At 67.5% G+C, this 15,058-nt stretch carries 12 protein-coding genes; 3 read left to right on the top strand and 9 right to left on the bottom strand.

Features of this window, described 5'->3' with window-relative positions; genetic code table 11:
* Nucleotides 1-9 precede the first annotated feature (9 nt).
* Entirely contained in the window at nt 10-258 is a 249-nt protein-coding gene (locus BLT03_RS08185) for a DUF3297 family protein (protein ID WP_092742239.1), read from the top strand.
* Between the two features lie 136 nt (nt 259-394).
* Here the strand turns inward: BLT03_RS08185 and BLT03_RS08180 are convergent, their stop codons facing one another.
* From BLT03_RS08180 to BLT03_RS08150, 7 genes are all read right to left on the bottom strand, one after another.
* Complete coding sequence (locus BLT03_RS08180; RefSeq protein ID WP_175537700.1) at nt 395-871, bottom strand: STY0301 family protein; 477 nt, start codon at nt 869-871, stop codon at nt 395-397.
* A 21-nt stretch (nt 872-892) separates the two neighbouring features.
* Nucleotides 893-1,285 carry a BPSL0067 family protein gene (locus BLT03_RS08175; RefSeq protein WP_092742236.1) on the bottom strand — a complete coding sequence of 131 codons (393 nt, stop codon included), beginning with the start codon at nt 1,283-1,285 and terminating at the stop codon, nt 893-895.
* An 82-nt stretch (nt 1,286-1,367) separates the two neighbouring features.
* The gene (locus tag BLT03_RS08170) at nt 1,368-2,555 is read right to left on the bottom strand and encodes an acetyl-CoA C-acyltransferase family protein (protein ID WP_092742233.1); all 1,188 of its coding nucleotides are present in this window, start codon (nt 2,553-2,555) and stop codon (nt 1,368-1,370) included.
* Between the two features lie 175 nt (nt 2,556-2,730).
* Nucleotides 2,731-3,528 (bottom strand): enoyl-CoA hydratase/isomerase family protein, encoded by a 798-nt coding sequence (locus BLT03_RS08165; RefSeq protein WP_092742230.1) that lies wholly within the window; start codon nt 3,526-3,528, stop codon nt 2,731-2,733.
* A 337-nt stretch (nt 3,529-3,865) separates the two neighbouring features.
* Nucleotides 3,866-5,524 (bottom strand): RNA/DNA-binding domain-containing protein, encoded by a 1,659-nt coding sequence (locus BLT03_RS08160; RefSeq protein WP_092742228.1) that lies wholly within the window; start codon nt 5,522-5,524, stop codon nt 3,866-3,868.
* 183 nt (nt 5,525-5,707) lie between these two features.
* Nucleotides 5,708-6,145 (bottom strand): Cu(I)-responsive transcriptional regulator, encoded by a 438-nt coding sequence (gene cueR, locus BLT03_RS08155; RefSeq protein ID WP_092742225.1) that lies wholly within the window; start codon nt 6,143-6,145, stop codon nt 5,708-5,710.
* Nucleotides 6,142-6,339: a heavy-metal-associated domain-containing protein gene (locus BLT03_RS08150; protein WP_092742222.1), complete on the bottom strand. Its 198-nt coding sequence runs from the start codon at nt 6,337-6,339 to the stop codon at nt 6,142-6,144. Before BLT03_RS08150 ends, cueR begins: the two co-directional genes overlap by 4 nt.
* 229 nt (nt 6,340-6,568) lie before the next feature.
* On the opposite strand from BLT03_RS08150, the gene BLT03_RS08145 reads away from it, so the two are divergent.
* Nucleotides 6,569-8,833, top strand: a complete 2,265-nt coding sequence (locus BLT03_RS08145) for a heavy metal translocating P-type ATPase (protein WP_245711312.1) — start codon at nt 6,569-6,571, stop codon at nt 8,831-8,833.
* Between the two features lie 106 nt (nt 8,834-8,939).
* Complete coding sequence (locus tag BLT03_RS08140) at nt 8,940-10,547, top strand: methyl-accepting chemotaxis protein (protein WP_092742216.1); 1,608 nt, start codon at nt 8,940-8,942, stop codon at nt 10,545-10,547.
* Nucleotides 10,548-10,734: 187 nt separating this feature from the next.
* Here the strand turns inward: BLT03_RS08140 and BLT03_RS08135 are convergent, their stop codons facing one another.
* On the bottom strand, nt 10,735-13,815 hold the full coding sequence (locus BLT03_RS08135; RefSeq protein ID WP_092742213.1) for an efflux RND transporter permease subunit: 3,081 nt from the start codon (nt 13,813-13,815) through the stop codon (nt 10,735-10,737).
* Nucleotides 13,812-15,011, bottom strand: a complete 1,200-nt coding sequence (locus BLT03_RS08130; protein WP_092742210.1) for an efflux RND transporter periplasmic adaptor subunit — start codon at nt 15,009-15,011, stop codon at nt 13,812-13,814. The genes BLT03_RS08135 and BLT03_RS08130 overlap by 4 nt, the downstream gene beginning before the upstream one ends.
* Between the last annotated feature and the right edge of the window lie 47 nt (nt 15,012-15,058).

Genomic DNA, 15,058 nt, shown 5'->3' with positions numbered 1-15,058 from the left:
GAAAACCTTATGACCGACGCATCCCAACGCCCCGACCTCCCAGACCACCTTTCCATCGACCCGCGTAGCCCCCACCATGTCGCTGCCGTGTTCGAGCACGACATCGGCATCCGCTTCAACGGCAAGGAGCGGTTCGACGTGGAGGAATACTGTGTGAGCGGCGGCTGGGTGAAGGTGCCTGCTGGCAAGACGGTGGACCGCAAAGGGCGCCCGCTGATGATCACGCTCAAGGGCGCGGTAGAAGCGTTCTATAAGTAAAAAATCTGCTCTGCCGCCGTATTCATTGGTCAGTTTGCTACTAAATTAATAGCAAATGATCGACAGAGGCGGCTAAGGCATCGGACCGCCCGCGAGCATTTCGTTCATCGCTCGCGGCGCCGTCAGGCGGTGTCCTTCACTCGCACTGGAACCGCGTCTGCAGCGTGGCGGGGTTCTTCGAGGTGCTCGATTGCGAGGTGCAGCGCTTCACTGCATCGTCCACGCGCTGCACTAGGCGCACGGCCCCTCCGGCGTAGTCGCACGAGAGGAACTTGCCGTGGGGATAGTCGCCCTCGAAACTCCAGACGGCCGTGGAGCCGCCCTTGGCGGGCTTGTCCGACTGCGGCATCAGAACGGCGCCCTGGGCCGGTGGGCCGTCGAAAACGTTATGGCCGGTCAGGCGCAGCGGGCGCTGGTCCAGCACGATCTCCGTGCCGGCTGGCAGGTTGGCGGCCTCTGCGCGGGGAGAGGTGAGGCGCAAGGTGGCCGGGCATTCCAACGCAGCCGTGGCCGCGGTGGCGGGAACCACATGCAGCGCTGCGATGGCCACCGCGCTCAGTGAGAGTGCCGAAGCGCGAGCTATCGCGCGGCGCAGAAGGGTGGCTGGGCGCATGGTTGGTGCCTTTCTGATCGGTCACTCGATGATGGAATACGCAGCGGCGTTGTTGCTGGGATCGGAAAAATCTCCGTTCTTGCGCTGGACCTTGGGGCGGATGTAGCGCATGGAGACCTTGGGTTTTTGCGTATCGCTCAGCCATTGGTCCATGATCCAGATACCGCCGGGGTCTTGCGAGATGAAGAATGCCGCGTGGTTGCCCGTTGGCAAGCTGCCGTAGCGGCCCGCGCTGTTGAAGGTGGCGATCGCCGTGCCCTTCTTGACATTGGCGTTGCCGAACACGGTCTCGCCCGGCTTCCAGGAACTGGTGTGGGGCAGTTGTGCATAGTGCTGCAGCAGGGCCACGCAGTGCTTGCTGCCGACCTTGCCGGTCCCCTCCAAGGCTTCGGCGTTCTGGTAGATGCAAGGCATCGTCTGTTCGCGGACAAAAGGGCCGATCCTGGTCGGCCGCAAGCCTTGCTGCCGGGGTTCTATGTGGCTGTTTCCAACCGTTTCAAACCCGCTCGAACACCGCAGCGATCCCTTGCCCGCCCCCGATGCACATCGTCACCAGCGCATAGCGCCCGCCGGTGCGGTGCAGTTCGGCGATGGCCTTGGTCGTGATGATCGCGCCGGTGGCGCCCACCGGATGGCCCAGGGAGATGCCGGAGCCGTTGGGGTTGACCTTGGCCGGGTCCAGGCCCAGTTCCTGGATGACGGCGCAGGCCTGGGCAGCGAAGGCTTCGTTGGCCTCGATGACGTCCATGTCTTCGATCCTGAGGCCGGTGCGCTGCAGCACCTGGCGCGTGGCGGGCACCGGGCCGATGCCCATGTAGGCCGGGTCCACGCCCGCATGCGCATAGCCGACGAGGCGCGCGAGCGGCTTGGCACCCAGCGCCGCGACGCGGTCGCCGCCCACCAGCACCACGGCGGCGGCGCCGTCGTTGATGCCCGAGGCATTGCCGGCGGTGACGCTGCCGCCGTCCTTCTTGAAGGCGGGCTTCATGCCGGCGAGCACCTCCAGCGTGGTGTTGCCGCGCACGTGCTCGTCGGTGTCGAACTGCACCGTGCCTTTGCGCGTGGTGATCTCCACGGGAACGATCTGCTCCTTGAAGTACCCGGCCGCGATGGCCGCGGCGGCGCGGTGCTGGCTGGCGGCGGCCAGTTCGTCCTGCATGTCGCGGCTGATGCGGTAGCGCTCGGCCACGTTCTCGGCGGTGATGCCCATGTGCATCTTCTGCCAGGGGTCGTGCAGGATGCCCAGCATGTAGTCGATGCTCTTGGCGTCACCCATGCGCTGGCCGTAGCGTGCAGCGGTGTCGAAGTAGGGGCCGCGGCTCATGGATTCGCTGCCACCGCCGATGGCCACGTCGCAGTCGCCCAGCATGATGGCCTGCGCCGCCGACACGATGGCCTGCAGGCCCGAGCCGCACAGGCGGTTCACGTTGAAGGCCGGCGTCTCGATGGGGCAGCCCGCATCGATGGCGGCCACGCGGGCGAGGTAGGCGTCCTTGGTGTCGGTCGGGATGACGTTGCCCATGACCACGTGGCCCACCGTGTCGGGCGCGAGCCCGCTGCGCTCGATGGCGGCGCGCGTGACCGTGGTGGCCAGCTGGCTGTTGGGCACGTCCTTGAGCGTGCCGCCGAAGGTACCGATGGCGGTGCGGGCAGTGCCGACGATGAAGACGTCGCGTTGGTTCATGGCAAGGGTCTCCTCAAGGAATGGGTATGGACGGATGAATGGCTGAATGAATGAAACAAAGAAAGGGCCGCAGCAGGATAGCCATCGCGCTTGGAAGCACTCGAGGCAGCCAGTGTGGCGCTGCGCACGCGCCGAATGGTAGGCGCCCTGAGCGCGCCCGGCTGGCGCGCCGGCGTCAGCGGCCCTGGAAATTCGGCTTCTCTTTGGCGTAGAAGGCGGCGATGCCCGCAGGCAGATCGGCCGTGCGGGCGCATTCGTCGAAGGCGCGGCTTTCTGCGGCCAGTTGCTCGGGCAAGTCGCGGTCGAAAGAGGCGCGCATCAACCGGCGCATGTGGCCCAGCGCCACGGTGGGGCCGGCGGCCAGGCGGGTGGCGAGTGCATCCACCGCCGCATCGAGCTGATCGGCGGGCACCACCCGGTTGACGAGGCCCAGGCGCTCGGCGTCGGCGCTGGTGAGCGTGTCGCCCAGCAGCGCGATTTCCAGCGCGCGGCGCAGCCCCACCTGGCGCGGCAGCGACCACGAGGCGCCCACGTCGCAGCAGGTGCCCAGGTTGATGTACGCCAGATTGAAGCGCGTGCCCTCGGCGGCGAGGATGAAGTCGGCCAGCAGCATCAGGCTCATGCCCGCGCCGGCCGCCACGCCGTGCACCTTGGCGATCACGGGCGCATCGATGTTCGCGAGCAAGGTGACGGCCTCGTTCAACGGCCCCAGCAGGTCGGCCGCGCCCTGCGCCGGATCGTCGCGCAGCGTGGCCAGGTCGCCCCCGGCCATGAAGCCCTTGCCCGCGCCGCACAGCACCACGGCGCGCACGCCCGGATCGGCCGCGATGCTGCGCGCGGCGGCGCACAGCGCCTGGGCCATGGGCACATCGATGGCGTTGAGCGCGGCGGGGCGGTTGAACTGCAGCGTGGCGACCGGGCCTTCGCGGTGAAAGACCAGGGGCGGGCTGGGGGCGTCGGGTGCAGGTGGCATCGTTGTCTCCTGTTTGCTATTGAAAAATGAGCTGCCACCGCTTTTGCCGCAACTCATTGCAAGGCTTTTGCCACTGCAAGGCAATCACTGGTAGGGCAGGTTGCTATCTTTTTTGCCAAAACGATCAAAATTCACTGCAGGCTATAGAAACTGTAATTTGATGTTGTCAAGACGTAGCCTTCACTGCATGAGGAAGGAGACGTTTTTGCGTTGTGCGACCAGTGGATATGGTTTGACTTAAACATGCTGTTTAACCCGCCATCGTGTTTTCTAACCAGCTATGGGTTTTATAAGTCGTTGATTTATATGAAATATTCTGTTCGGTTAAAGAATTTCTTTACCTTTTGGCAGCATCGGGTTTAAAGACTGCCATATCTGCAAGGTACCAGCGGGCCCAACGCCGCTGGCCATGAACACCGATCAAACCCTCATTGCGTAACTCATCAAGCAGTTTTTGCACCGCTTTCGTGGGCAGCGACGACAACACTTGTCGGAACTCGCTGAGCGGGGCACCCGCTTCCCCCTGGTCTTTGAGATGTTGCAGCAACAGGGCCTTGTTGGTGCCGTGATCCAAGCCCCGCTTGCGGGTATAGGTGCCTTTGTTTCCCAGCGTCGCATACAAAGCGGCAGCCAGCATGTATTTCGGAGTTTTGCCACGGCCCATCACTTCCACTGCCCCTACCTCTGCCAGGGCGGGCAAGCGTTCTTGAATTTCTGGGGTGAGCGGACGGCCTTGTTCCAATCTCTCAAGTGCCAGATAGTCCAGCGTCGAGAAACTGCGCAGCGTCTCTTCACCCAGCCGCTCCATAAACCGCACGAACGCCGGGTTGCGCACCCCGCCCTCCAGCGTCAGCCGCACTTCATGCGTGGCCGTGCCCGCAAAGCTAGGCAGCGGCTTGCCCTGACGCACGGCGCTTTCCATCATCAAGTTCAGGCCCTGTCCAGAGCGCTCGATCAGGCCGCACCGCCCTAAAGCTTCTGCCAAGCGGCGATTGCGTGGGTATTGCTGGTCGATGATGTTTTCCGGGGTAATGCCCGGAGGTAGGCCGCCAGGGCTCACCACTTCCAGCCGCTTGGCAAACTGCCGGATGAAGATCGATCCACCCAACCTGTAATCGCGATGAGCGACGGCGTTCAAGATGGCTTCACGCACCGGCACTTCAGCGAAGGTGGGCAGGTCCATGCGAAAGAAATCGTCCTGGTAGCTCTGGCGGTCGTTGCGCAGGTTGATCTTTTTCCACAGCGCGTCTTGCCAAGCAAAAAAGCCTGCGCGGTATTCCTCCCGGTCCGAAGCTGGGCCAGCGGCTTCGGACGAGCGGTATTCAAACACCAGCTCAGCCTGGGCCAGCCACCGGGTGAGGCCTGCGCGGGTACCAAACAGGATGAGCGCTGCATAGCTCACCTGGTCGCCCTCCACCAATAACTCGGCATCGCGCAGAGTTTGCTGGTCGCTTAAGTCGCGCCTGCGGACGTCACCGCTTTTACGGGCCCAGCGCTCGCGAAAGAGCGCTATGGATTCAGGTTCCAAATCCGCCAACGTGGCACCAGGGCAGGGCTGGGCAGAAAAGTCTGGGCCAGTCTCGGCAAAGAGGTCGCGCAGTTCCTGGCCGCTCAATGCAGCGAGGTCGTCGCCCGCGCGTTTGAAGTATTGGCCGTTGATCTCCCAGGCCGTGCCCGGCAGCCGGGCAGGGACATGCACTATCACCACCCGCCCCTCCGGCAGACGGAGTTCTTCGACCGGGATGCGATGCCCCAGCCGTTGGTGCAAGCCCGCCTCTGTGCGCTCTGGCGCTTCAAAGGCCAACGAACCGACGATGCGCCGAGGCCGCTTGTCTGTCACGCCCAGCACCATGGTGCCGCCGCCTTCGTTGGCCAGGGCCACGCAGTACTTGAGCAGCTTTTCAAAGTCGTAGCGCTGTTTGGCCTCTTTAAACTCCAGGCGCTGGCCTTCGGGTTCAAGCAACCATTGTTGGAGCTGGGCGACGGAAGTGGGCATGGCAGTGGATAGGGTGCGGTGGGGCTAGAGATTTCAGTGGCGTTGGCGTGCAGTGCGCGTGGCGCTTCAAGCAAATAAAGCGGCGAGTCTGCCATGGGAGATTGCCTGGTGGTCGGGATCGTTCTGCCTGTTTTTTGGCTTCAGCGCATGTCCAAGTAGCGCTGACAGCTATCAAAAGATGAGCTAACTTGCAGTTGGGCCTGCCAGGTCGTCCAGGATCGGACAGTCCGGCCGCTCGTCCCCCTGGCAGCAGCCCACCAGCGACTGCAGCGTGCGCTGCATGGCCTGCATGGCGGCGATGCGCTGGGCCAGGTCGTCGATGTGGGCCTGGGCGATCTGCTTCACGTGGGCGCTGGCGCGGCGCTTGTCCTGCCACAGGCCGAGCAGGGTGGCGATCTCTTCCATCGAGAACCCCAAGTCGCGGCTGCGGCGGATGAAGCGCAGGGTGTGCACGTCGGCCTCGGTGTATTGGCGGTAGCCGCTGCCGGTGCGCGCCACGCCGGCCAGCAGGCCCAGGGCCTCGTAGTGGCGGACCATGCGGGGCGACACGCCGGCCCGTTCGGCGGCCGCGCCGATGGCAACGGGCCAGCCCTGCGGTGCGGTCGCGGCCGGCGTGCTCATGCGGCGACCGTGTAGCCCTCTTCGGTGATCGCGGCGGCCAGCGCGTCGCGGGCTTTGTCGCTCTCGACCACGACCTTGCCCTGGGCCAAATCGACCTGCACGGTGGCCTCGGGGTCGACCTGGCGGACGGCATGGACGACCGCGCGTTCGCAGTGGCCGCAGGTCATGCCGGTGACTTGAAGATGGTGTTGCATGGGGTGCTCCGTTCAGTGGGTTGAAAAGTTTCCGGGTCCGCCGATGGTGAACCCTGACATGTTGGCAGAGTCAAGCGGACCATCGCTTTCACCGTGCCTTGACCTTGCCACGACGTCAAGGTTTAAGGTGCCGGGCATGACTAAGAACGCCGCTTCCACACCCTCCGCCGCACCACCGTCGCCCTCTGCTGCCGGGGCTGCGGCCTTGCTTGACCTGGGCATTGCCGGCATGACCTGCGCCAGTTGCGTGGGCCGGGTGGAGCGGGCGCTGCGCAAGGTGCCGGGCGTGCAGGAGGCCACGGTCAACCTGGCGACCGAGCGGGCCCATGTGGTCTACGCGGCCGGTGCCGGCGCCGCCATGGAGGCGCAGCTGCGCCGCGCGGTGCGCAACGCGGGCTATGAGCCGCAGGCGCCCGAGGCGCAGGACGACGAGGCGCGGGACCGCTCGCCCTGGGCCGGTTTCGGGCCGGTCGCGCTCGGGCTGGCGCTGTCGGCGCCGCTGGTGCTGCCCATGCTGCTGGGCGTGTTGCCGGACCGGTGGAGTGCGCTGCTCGGCCCGCACGGCATGCTGCCGGCATGGCTGCAGTGGCTGTTGGCGACGCCCGTGCAGTTCTGGCTGGGCGCGCGGTTTTACAAGGCGGGTTGGCATGCCCTCAAGGCGCGCACCGGCAACATGGATCTGCTGGTGGCCATCGGCACCAGTGCGGGCTACGGGCTGTCGCTCTGGCTGTGGTGGAGCGCGCCGGCCGGGCATGCGCCGCACCTGTACTTCGAGGCCTCGGCCGTGGTGATCACGCTGGTGCTGCTGGGCAAATGGCTGGAGGCGCGGGCCAAGCGCCAGACCACGGCGGCCATCCGCGCGCTGCACGCCCTGCGGCCCGAGGTGGCGCATCTGCTGGGGGCTGACGGCGAGGTGGATGTGCCCGTGGCCGAGGTGATGGCGGGCGACCGGATCGTGGTGCGCCCGGGCGAGCGCATTCCGGTCGACGGCACGGTGCTGGAGGGGCACACGCAGGTGGATGAATCCATGCTCACGGGCGAGCCGCTGCCGGTGCCGCGCACCACGGGCGAGGTGCTCACGGGCGGCTCGATCAATGGCGACGGGCGGGTGGTGGTGCAGGTGTCGGCCGTGGGCTCCGAGACGGTGCTGGCCCGCATCATCCGGCTGGTGGAAGACGCGCAGGCCGGCAAGGCGCCCATCCAGCGGCTGGTGGACCAGGTGTCGGCGGTGTTCGTGCCGGTGGTGCTGGGCATCGCGCTGGCCACGCTGCTGGGCTGGCTGTGGGCAGGGGCCGGCGGCGAGGCCGCAGTGATCCATGCCGTGGCGGTGCTGGTGATTGCCTGCCCGTGCGCGCTGGGCCTGGCGACGCCGGCCGCGATCATGGCCGGCACCGGGGTGGCGGCCCGGCACGGCATTCTGATCAAGGACGCCGAGGCGCTGGAGCGTGCGCACCGGGTGACCACGGTGGCCTTCGACAAGACCGGCACGCTGACGGTGGGCCAGCCCCGGCTGACCGCCTTCGAAGTGGCGCCGGGCGAGGACGAGGCGGCAGTGCTGGCGGCCGTGGCGGGCGTGCAAAGCGGCAGCGAACACCCGCTGGCCCGCGCGGTGGTGCAGGAAGCCCGCCGCCGCGGTCTGGCCGTGCCGGCGCCGCAGGCCGTGAGCGCCGTGCCCGGCCGGGGCACGGAGGGCGAGGCCGACGGGCGCCGCTTTCGCGTGGGCAGTCTGCGCTGGATGGAGGAACTGGGCGTGCCGCTGGGCGACCTGGCCGCGTCCGCCACCGCACTGCAAACCGCCGGCGCCACCGTGTCGGCGGTGGCCGAGCATGTGGCCATGGCCGGGGTCGGGCAGGAGGGCAAGGCGGCATCCGCGAACGGCACATGGGCCCTGCGCGCCCTGCTGGCGTTTGGCGACGAGCCCAAGCCTGGTGCGCGCGAGGCCTTGGCGGCGTTGCGCGCGCGCGGCATCCGCGTGGTGATGGTGTCGGGCGACCACCGCGGCGCGGCCGAGGCCATGGCGCGCCGCCTGGGGCTCGACCCCGGGGCGGGCGAAGTGATGGCCGAGGTGTTGCCGGGCGACAAGGCCGCCTGTGTGGCGCAATTGCGCAACACCGACCCGGCTGCGGAGGGCGCGCAGCCGGGTCTGCGCCAGGGCGTCATCGCCATGGTGGGCGATGGCGTGAACGATGCGCCCGCTCTGGCGGCCGCCGATGTGGGCATGGCCATGGGCAACGGCACCGACGTGGCCATGCAGGCCGCGGGCATCACGCTCATGCGTGGCGAACCCAGGCTGGTGGCCGCGGCGCTGGATATTTCGCACCGCACGGTGGCCAAGATCCGGCAGAACCTGTTCTGGGCGTTCGCGTACAACGTGGCCGGCATTCCGCTCGCTGCGCTGGGCTATTTAAGCCCCGTCGTGGCGGGGGCGGCGATGGCGCTGAGTTCAGTGAGTGTGATGGCGAACGCTTTGCTATTGAAGCGCTGGCGCGTTTGATAGTTACATTCAGTTAAAAGCCCATGGCTCTGGCACACTGCAACGTTTGGTTGCATATGGTGCACATCTTTTCTTTGGGCACCGAAGAGATTAGAGGACGACAGACATGAATTTCTTTTCGCTCATGCGGGGTTTTTCGATTCGGGTGCGCATGCTGGGCGCCATTGGCGTGGTGCTGGGTTTGCTGGGACTGCTGGGGGGCGCGGGCATGCTGGGCATGTTCCGGATCCACGCGATGAGCGAGGATTTCATGACGAATTCCTTCTCCGAAGTGGGCTACATGGCCGACCTTCGGGGCGAGATGGGCGCCATCCGCCAGTTCGAGAAGGACATGATCATCCAGTACGAAAAGCCCGAGGGCGTGAAGCAGGCCCACACGGCCTGGCTCGCCAGCCTGGAGCGTGCCAAGAAGGTTTCGGCCAAGTTCCTGGAAGGCCCTGAAGACCCGGACAACGCCCTGGTGCGCGACATCGTCAAGCGGCTGGACAGCTACAAGGAGCAATTCGCCCACGTGGCCCGCCAGCTGGAGGCCGGCGGCTACGACACCGCCACCATCGCCAACCGCATGAGCGGCAAGGCCGTGACCGAGTTCGCCGAGGCCGACAAGCTCATGGCCCAGCTGGACACCAGCCTGCGCAACGAAGTGGCTGAGGTCGCCGCGCAGCAAAAGCGCGTGTCCAGCGAAACCCAGTGGCTCTTCGTGCTGGCGGTGCTGATCACCATCGTCGTCGTGGTGCCGCTGACCCTGCTCAACATGGTGTCCATCTGCCGTCCGCTGGCCGAAGCGCGGCGCATGGCGCAGGCCATCGCCGGCGGCGACCTGTCCCAGCGCGTGCAGGTGGAGGGCCGCGACGAAGTGGCGGACCTGCAACGTGCGCTGGACGACATGCAGCACGGCCTGGGCGCGCTGGTATCGCAAGTGCGCGACGCCAGCGGCAGCATCGCCACCGCCAGCGCCGAGATCGCCACCGGCAACCAGGACCTGTCGGGCCGCACCGAGCAGACCGCCAGCAACGCGCAAGAGGCCGTGGCTTCGCTGGCCGACCTCACCACCACCGTGCAGCAGACGGCATCGTCGTCCCAGGTGGCTAACCAACTGGCATCGTCCGCATCGGGCATTGCCACGCGCGGGGGCAGCGTGGTGCAGCAGGCCGTGGCCAGCATGCACGAGATCTCCAGTTCCAGCCGCAAGATCGGCGACATCATCGGCGTGATCGACGGCATCGCGTTCCAGACCAACATCCTGGCGCTGAACGCCGCCGTGGAAGCGGCGCGCGCCGGTGAACAAGGCCGTGGGTTCGCCGTGGTGGCGGGCGAGGTGCGCAGCCTGGCCCAGCGCTCGGCCGAAGCCGCCAAGGAAATCAAGGCGCTGATCAGCTCCAGCGTGTCGGCCGTGGAGGGCGGCGTGCGCCACGTCGAGGACGCCGGCGCGGCCATGAAGGAAATCGTGGACAGCGTGCAGCGCGTGTCGGACATCATCGGCGAGATCAATTCGGCCTCGGCCGAGCAGACCACCGGCATCGGCCAGGTCAACGGCTCGGTGGGCGAGATCGACCGCATGACCCAGCAGAACGCCGCGCTGGTCGAGCAATCGGCCGCCGCCGCCGAATCGCTGCGCGAACAGGCCGCGCGCCTGTCGCAGGTGGTGCAGCAGTTCCATCTGGCCGACGAAGCCACGCGCGGTCGCAACCCGGCGCTGGGCCTGCTCGCCTGACGCGCTAGCGCGCAAGGCGATCGCCTTGCGCAAGGGGCACAGGCCGGCGGTGCGGCACGTGCACCGGCCACCCGCCTGAAGGGCGCCGAACGCGGCCCGGAGCGGGACGGGTCAAGGGAGCGGACGCACGGGACGCGTCCGCATCCGCTTCATTCCTTGCCCAGCCCACGGCCGCAGCCCCGCGCGGTCACTGACCCGCAGCCTCGCGGGGCGCTTTCTTTCCGAACCACGACACATACAGCGCCGGCAGCACCACCAGCGTGAGCAGCGTGGCCGTCACCAGCCCGCCGATCACCACGATGGCCAACGGTCGCTGCGTCTCCGAGCCGATCTCGTGCGAGAGCGCCATGGGCAGCAGCCCCAGCATGGCCAGCAGCGCGGTCATGAGCACCGTGCGCAGGCGCTGCATGGAGCCCAGGCGCACGGCTTCGGCCACGGCCATGCCGCCGGCCTGAAGCTGCTGGAACACCGACAGCATCACCACGCCGTTGAGCACCGACTGCCCTGAAAGCGCGATGAAACCGATGGCCGCCGACACCGACAGCGGGATGTTGAAGATCCACAGCGCGATGAACCCGCCGATGAGCGCCAGCGGCACGTTGATGAGGATCAGCGAGGCCATCTTGAACGACTTGAACGCGTCGAACAGCAGCACGAAGATCAGCAGCAGCGAGATGGGCACGACCACCGACAGGCGCTTCATCGCGCGTTCCTGGTTCTCGAACTCGCCCGACCAGTTGACCTGGTAGCCCGCCGGCAATTGCACGTTCTTCTGCACGCGGGTCTGCATGTCCTTCACCACCGAGCCCATGTCGCGGTCCTTGATGAAGATGCCGATGGCCATGGTGCGCCGGCCGGCCTCGCGGGCGATGTTCATGGCGCCGCTGGTTTCGCGGATGCGCGCCACGCTGCCCAGCGTGGTGTAGCCGCCGTCCGGCGTGGCGATGGGCGTGTCGGGCAGGCGGGCGAGCGCGCGGCGGTCTTCCGGCATGCGCACGGCGACGGCGAACTTGCGCTCGCCCTCCCACAGGTTGGTGGTGGCCTTGCCCGCGAGCGCGGCTTCGATCACGTCCTGGATGTCGCCCACGTTCAGGCCGTAGCGCGCCGCGCGGTCGCGGTCGATGTCGATCACCAGTTGCGGCAGGTCGCCCAGGCGGTCGATCTCGGCGCGGTACACGCCGGGCACCTGGCGGATCTCGCTTTCGATGGACTGGGTCAGGCGCTTGAGCTCCACCAGGTCGTCGCCCGCCACCTTGATGACGATCTGCCCGTCGATCTGCGAAATCGATTCGAGCACGTTGTCGCGGATGGGCTGGGAGAACGCGGGCTCCATGCCGGGAATGGCGGAGACGGCGCGGTCCATCTCTTCGATGAGCTGCGCGTGCGTGAGGCCCGGGCGCCACTGCTCGGCGGGCTTCACGTCCACGAAGATCTCGGCCATGGAGATGGTCTTGGGGTCGGTGCCGTCCTCGGGCTGGCCGGCCTTGGAGACGGTGGTGCGCACCTCGGGCACGGTGCGCAGGGCTTGCCGCACCTGGCGCAGCATGCGCGCCGCCTCGTCGTTGGACACGCTGGCCGGCAGGCGCACGTTGACCCAGATGGTGCCTTCGTCCAGCTCGGGCAGGAACTCCGATCCCAGGCGCGATGCCGCCACCAGCGCCAGGCCGAACACCGCCAGCGCCACCACCACCACCGTGCGGCGGCGGTTCAGCGCCCAGTCCAGCACCGGGGCGTAGGCGCGCTTGGCGGCGCGCACCACGCGGTTGTCGCCGTGCGGCAGCTTCTTGCGCAGCATCCAGTAGGCCAGCAGCGGCACCAGGGTGAGCGAGAAGATCAGCGAGCCGATGAGCGCGGTGGTGACCGACAGCGCCATGGGCTGGAAGATGCGGCCTTCGTGGCGTTGCAGCGCGAAGATGGGAATGTGCGCCGCGATGATGATGAGCATCGAAAACAGCGTGGGCCGGCCCACTTCGCCGGCGGCTTCGATGATGGTGTCGCGCCGGTCGCGGTCGTCCATGTCTTCGCCGCGCTCGGCCAGGCGGTGCATGATGTTTTCGATCACGATCACCGCGCCGTCCACGATGATGCCGAAGTCCATGGCCCCCAATGACAGCAGGTTGGCCGGCACGCCCATCACCTTGAGGCCCATGAACGTGGCCAGCAGCGACAGCGGGATGACCACCACCACGGCCAGGCTGGCGCGCAGGTTGGACAGGAACAGGTACAGCACCAGCGACACCAGCAGCGCGCCTTCCACGAGGTTGCGGAACACAGTGGTGAGCGTCTTGTCCATGAGCCAGGTGCGGTCGTAGAACGGCACGATCTGTACGCCCGGCGGCAGGCTGCGCGCGTTCAGGTCGGCGATCTTGTCCTTGACGTTCTTGAGCACCACGCTCGCGTTCTCGCCCTTGCGCATGACCACGATGCCGGTCACCACGTCGTCGTCGTCGTCCTGCCCCACCGTGCCCAGGCGCGGCACCGCGCCCACCTTCACCTGGGCGACGTCGCGGATCAGCACCGGCGTGCCGCCATGCGCGGCGACCACGATGCGGCCGATGTCCTCGCTGGACTGCAGCAGGCCGATGCCGCGGATGGCGTACTGCTGCGCGCCCTGCGCCACGTAGCTGCCGCCGGCGTTGGCGTTGCCGCGGCCCAGGGCATCCAGCAGGTTCTGGAAGGTGAGCTTGTATGCGCGCAGCTTGTCCAGGTCGGGCTGCACTTCGTACTGCTTGATCGAGCCGCCCATGGCCACCACGTCGGCCACGCCGGGCACCTGGCGCAGCGCGCGTTCCACGGTCCAGTCCTCGATGGTGCGCAGGTCGGTGGTGGAGTGCCCGTCGCCCTTCACGCGGTAGCGCATGATTTCGCCCACCGGCGTGGCGTTGGGGGCGATGTCAGCCTCCACGCCCGGCGGCAGGTCCACGCCGCGCAGGCGCTCGCCGACCTGCTGGCGCACCAGGTTTACGTTGGCGTTGTCGTCATACGTGACCACGGTGAACGACAGGCCGAACTGCGTGTGGGAGAACACGCGGATGGCGTTGGGCAGGCCCGACAGCGCCACCTCGATGGGCAGCGTGACCTGCTTTTCGACCTCTTCGGCGGCGCGCCCGGGGTATAGCGCAATGATGGTGACCTGCGTGTCGGTCACGTCGGGAAAGGCCTCCACCGACAGGTTCTTGAACGCGATCACGCCCGCCATGGCGAACAGCAGCACGCCCAGCACGATGAAGAGCGGCTGGTGCAGCGCGTAGTGGATGAGCCGTTTCATGGGGCGGCCTTCTGCGGTGCGCCGTCCTGCTCGGCCAGCTGGAATTGCCGGGCCAGCAGCAGCACGTTCTGCGTGACGACCTTGTCGCCCGCCTGCAGGCCGGCGGTGACCACCACGTCCTTCGGCCCTTCATGGCCCAGCGTGACGGTGCGCGGCTCGAACACGCCGGCATCGCGCTGCACGTACACGGTGTGCACGGCCCCGCTGAGGGTGACGGCGGCGGCCGGGATGACGACGCCGCTGTCGCGGCTTTCCTGCACATGCACGGTGGCGAGCATTTCGGCCTTCAGGCGGCGGTCGGCATTGGGCACCACGCCGCGCACCTTGAGCGTGCGGGTGCCGGGGTCGATCGCGTCGGCCGTCGCGGTCACGCAGCCCGTGAAGGTGGCGTCGGGGTAGGCAGGCACCTGCAGCGTGAAGGTATCGCCGGGGCGCAGCGAGGCCAGGTCGCCCTCGCGCGCGTCGATCTGCACCCACAGCGAGGCCGGGTCGGTCACCACGAACAGGGCCGGGTTGCCGGGGCCGGACTGGTCGGGCCGCACTTCCTGGCCGGGATTCAGGTTGCGCTCGACCACCACGCCCGCCATGCCGGCGGTGAGCGCGAGCTGCTGGTTCACGGCGTTGCCGCCGCCGTACAGGCTGGTGCGCGCGGCCGCGCGGGCCACCTCGGCCTGGGCGCGGGCCGCGTCGGCTTCGGCCTGCTCCAGGTCCTTGCGGGCCACGATGCCGGCATCGAACAGTTCACGCTGGCGGCGCAGGCCCTGCTGGGCAAACGACTGGTCGGCGCGGGCCTTGGCCGTGTCTGCCTGGGCCTGGCCGAAGTCGGGCGAAGCCAGCAAAGCCAGCGGCGCACCGGCCTTCACCGCCTGCCCCAGGTCGGCGCGGATGGCCGTGACGCGGCCGGCGAATGCCGGGTACACGCGCTGGGTGCGCTCTTCGTTCCACACCAGCCGCGCGGGCAGGTCTACGGCGATTTCCTTGCTGGCGCGCGCGGGGGCCACGGCCAGCAACGCCAGTTGCGGATGCCCTGGCGGAAAACGCAGTTGCCCCGACTGGGCGATGGGCGGCGCGGCTTCCGGCGCCGCAGTGGCTTCGGCGGCCTTGCTGCAGCCTTGCAGCAGCGCGCCGCCGCCCAAGGCAAGGGCGAGCAGGCCGCAGGTGGTCAGGCGCGGTAGGGAGAGGGCAGGGTGCACCATGGTGGACTTCGCTGTAGAGAGAGAAACGTGAAACGGGAGGAATGAAA

The sequence above is a fragment of the Paracidovorax valerianellae genome, from assembly GCF_900102625.1.
GTDB classification, from domain to species: domain Bacteria; phylum Pseudomonadota; class Gammaproteobacteria; order Burkholderiales; family Burkholderiaceae_C; genus Paracidovorax; species Paracidovorax valerianellae.
Note: the sequence above shows the minus strand (reverse complement) of the source record. Positions and strands in the feature narration are given on the sequence as shown.

What these genes read in the sequence shown, in the direction of transcription:
- BLT03_RS08185 (WP_092742239.1), top strand. Translation starts at nt 10, where the DNA reads ATGACCGACGCATCCCAACGCCCCGACCTCCCAGACCACCTTTCCATC.
- BLT03_RS08180 (WP_175537700.1), bottom strand. Translation starts at nt 871, where the DNA reads ATGCGCCCAGCCACCCTTCTGCGCCGCGCGATAGCTCGCGCTTCGGCA.
- BLT03_RS08175 (WP_092742236.1), bottom strand. Translation starts at nt 1,285, where the DNA reads ATGCCTTGCATCTACCAGAACGCCGAAGCCTTGGAGGGGACCGGCAAG.
- BLT03_RS08170 (WP_092742233.1), bottom strand. Translation starts at nt 2,555, where the DNA reads ATGAACCAACGCGACGTCTTCATCGTCGGCACTGCCCGCACCGCCATC.
- BLT03_RS08165 (WP_092742230.1), bottom strand. Translation starts at nt 3,528, where the DNA reads ATGCCACCTGCACCCGACGCCCCCAGCCCGCCCCTGGTCTTTCACCGC.
- BLT03_RS08160 (WP_092742228.1), bottom strand. Translation starts at nt 5,524, where the DNA reads ATGCCCACTTCCGTCGCCCAGCTCCAACAATGGTTGCTTGAACCCGAA.
- cueR (WP_092742225.1), bottom strand. Translation starts at nt 6,145, where the DNA reads ATGAGCACGCCGGCCGCGACCGCACCGCAGGGCTGGCCCGTTGCCATC.
- BLT03_RS08150 (WP_092742222.1), bottom strand. Translation starts at nt 6,339, where the DNA reads ATGCAACACCATCTTCAAGTCACCGGCATGACCTGCGGCCACTGCGAA.
- BLT03_RS08145 (WP_245711312.1), top strand. Translation starts at nt 6,569, where the DNA reads ATGACCTGCGCCAGTTGCGTGGGCCGGGTGGAGCGGGCGCTGCGCAAG.
- BLT03_RS08140 (WP_092742216.1), top strand. Translation starts at nt 8,940, where the DNA reads ATGAATTTCTTTTCGCTCATGCGGGGTTTTTCGATTCGGGTGCGCATG.
- BLT03_RS08135 (WP_092742213.1), bottom strand. Translation starts at nt 13,815, where the DNA reads ATGAAACGGCTCATCCACTACGCGCTGCACCAGCCGCTCTTCATCGTG.
- BLT03_RS08130 (WP_092742210.1), bottom strand. Translation starts at nt 15,011, where the DNA reads ATGGTGCACCCTGCCCTCTCCCTACCGCGCCTGACCACCTGCGGCCTG.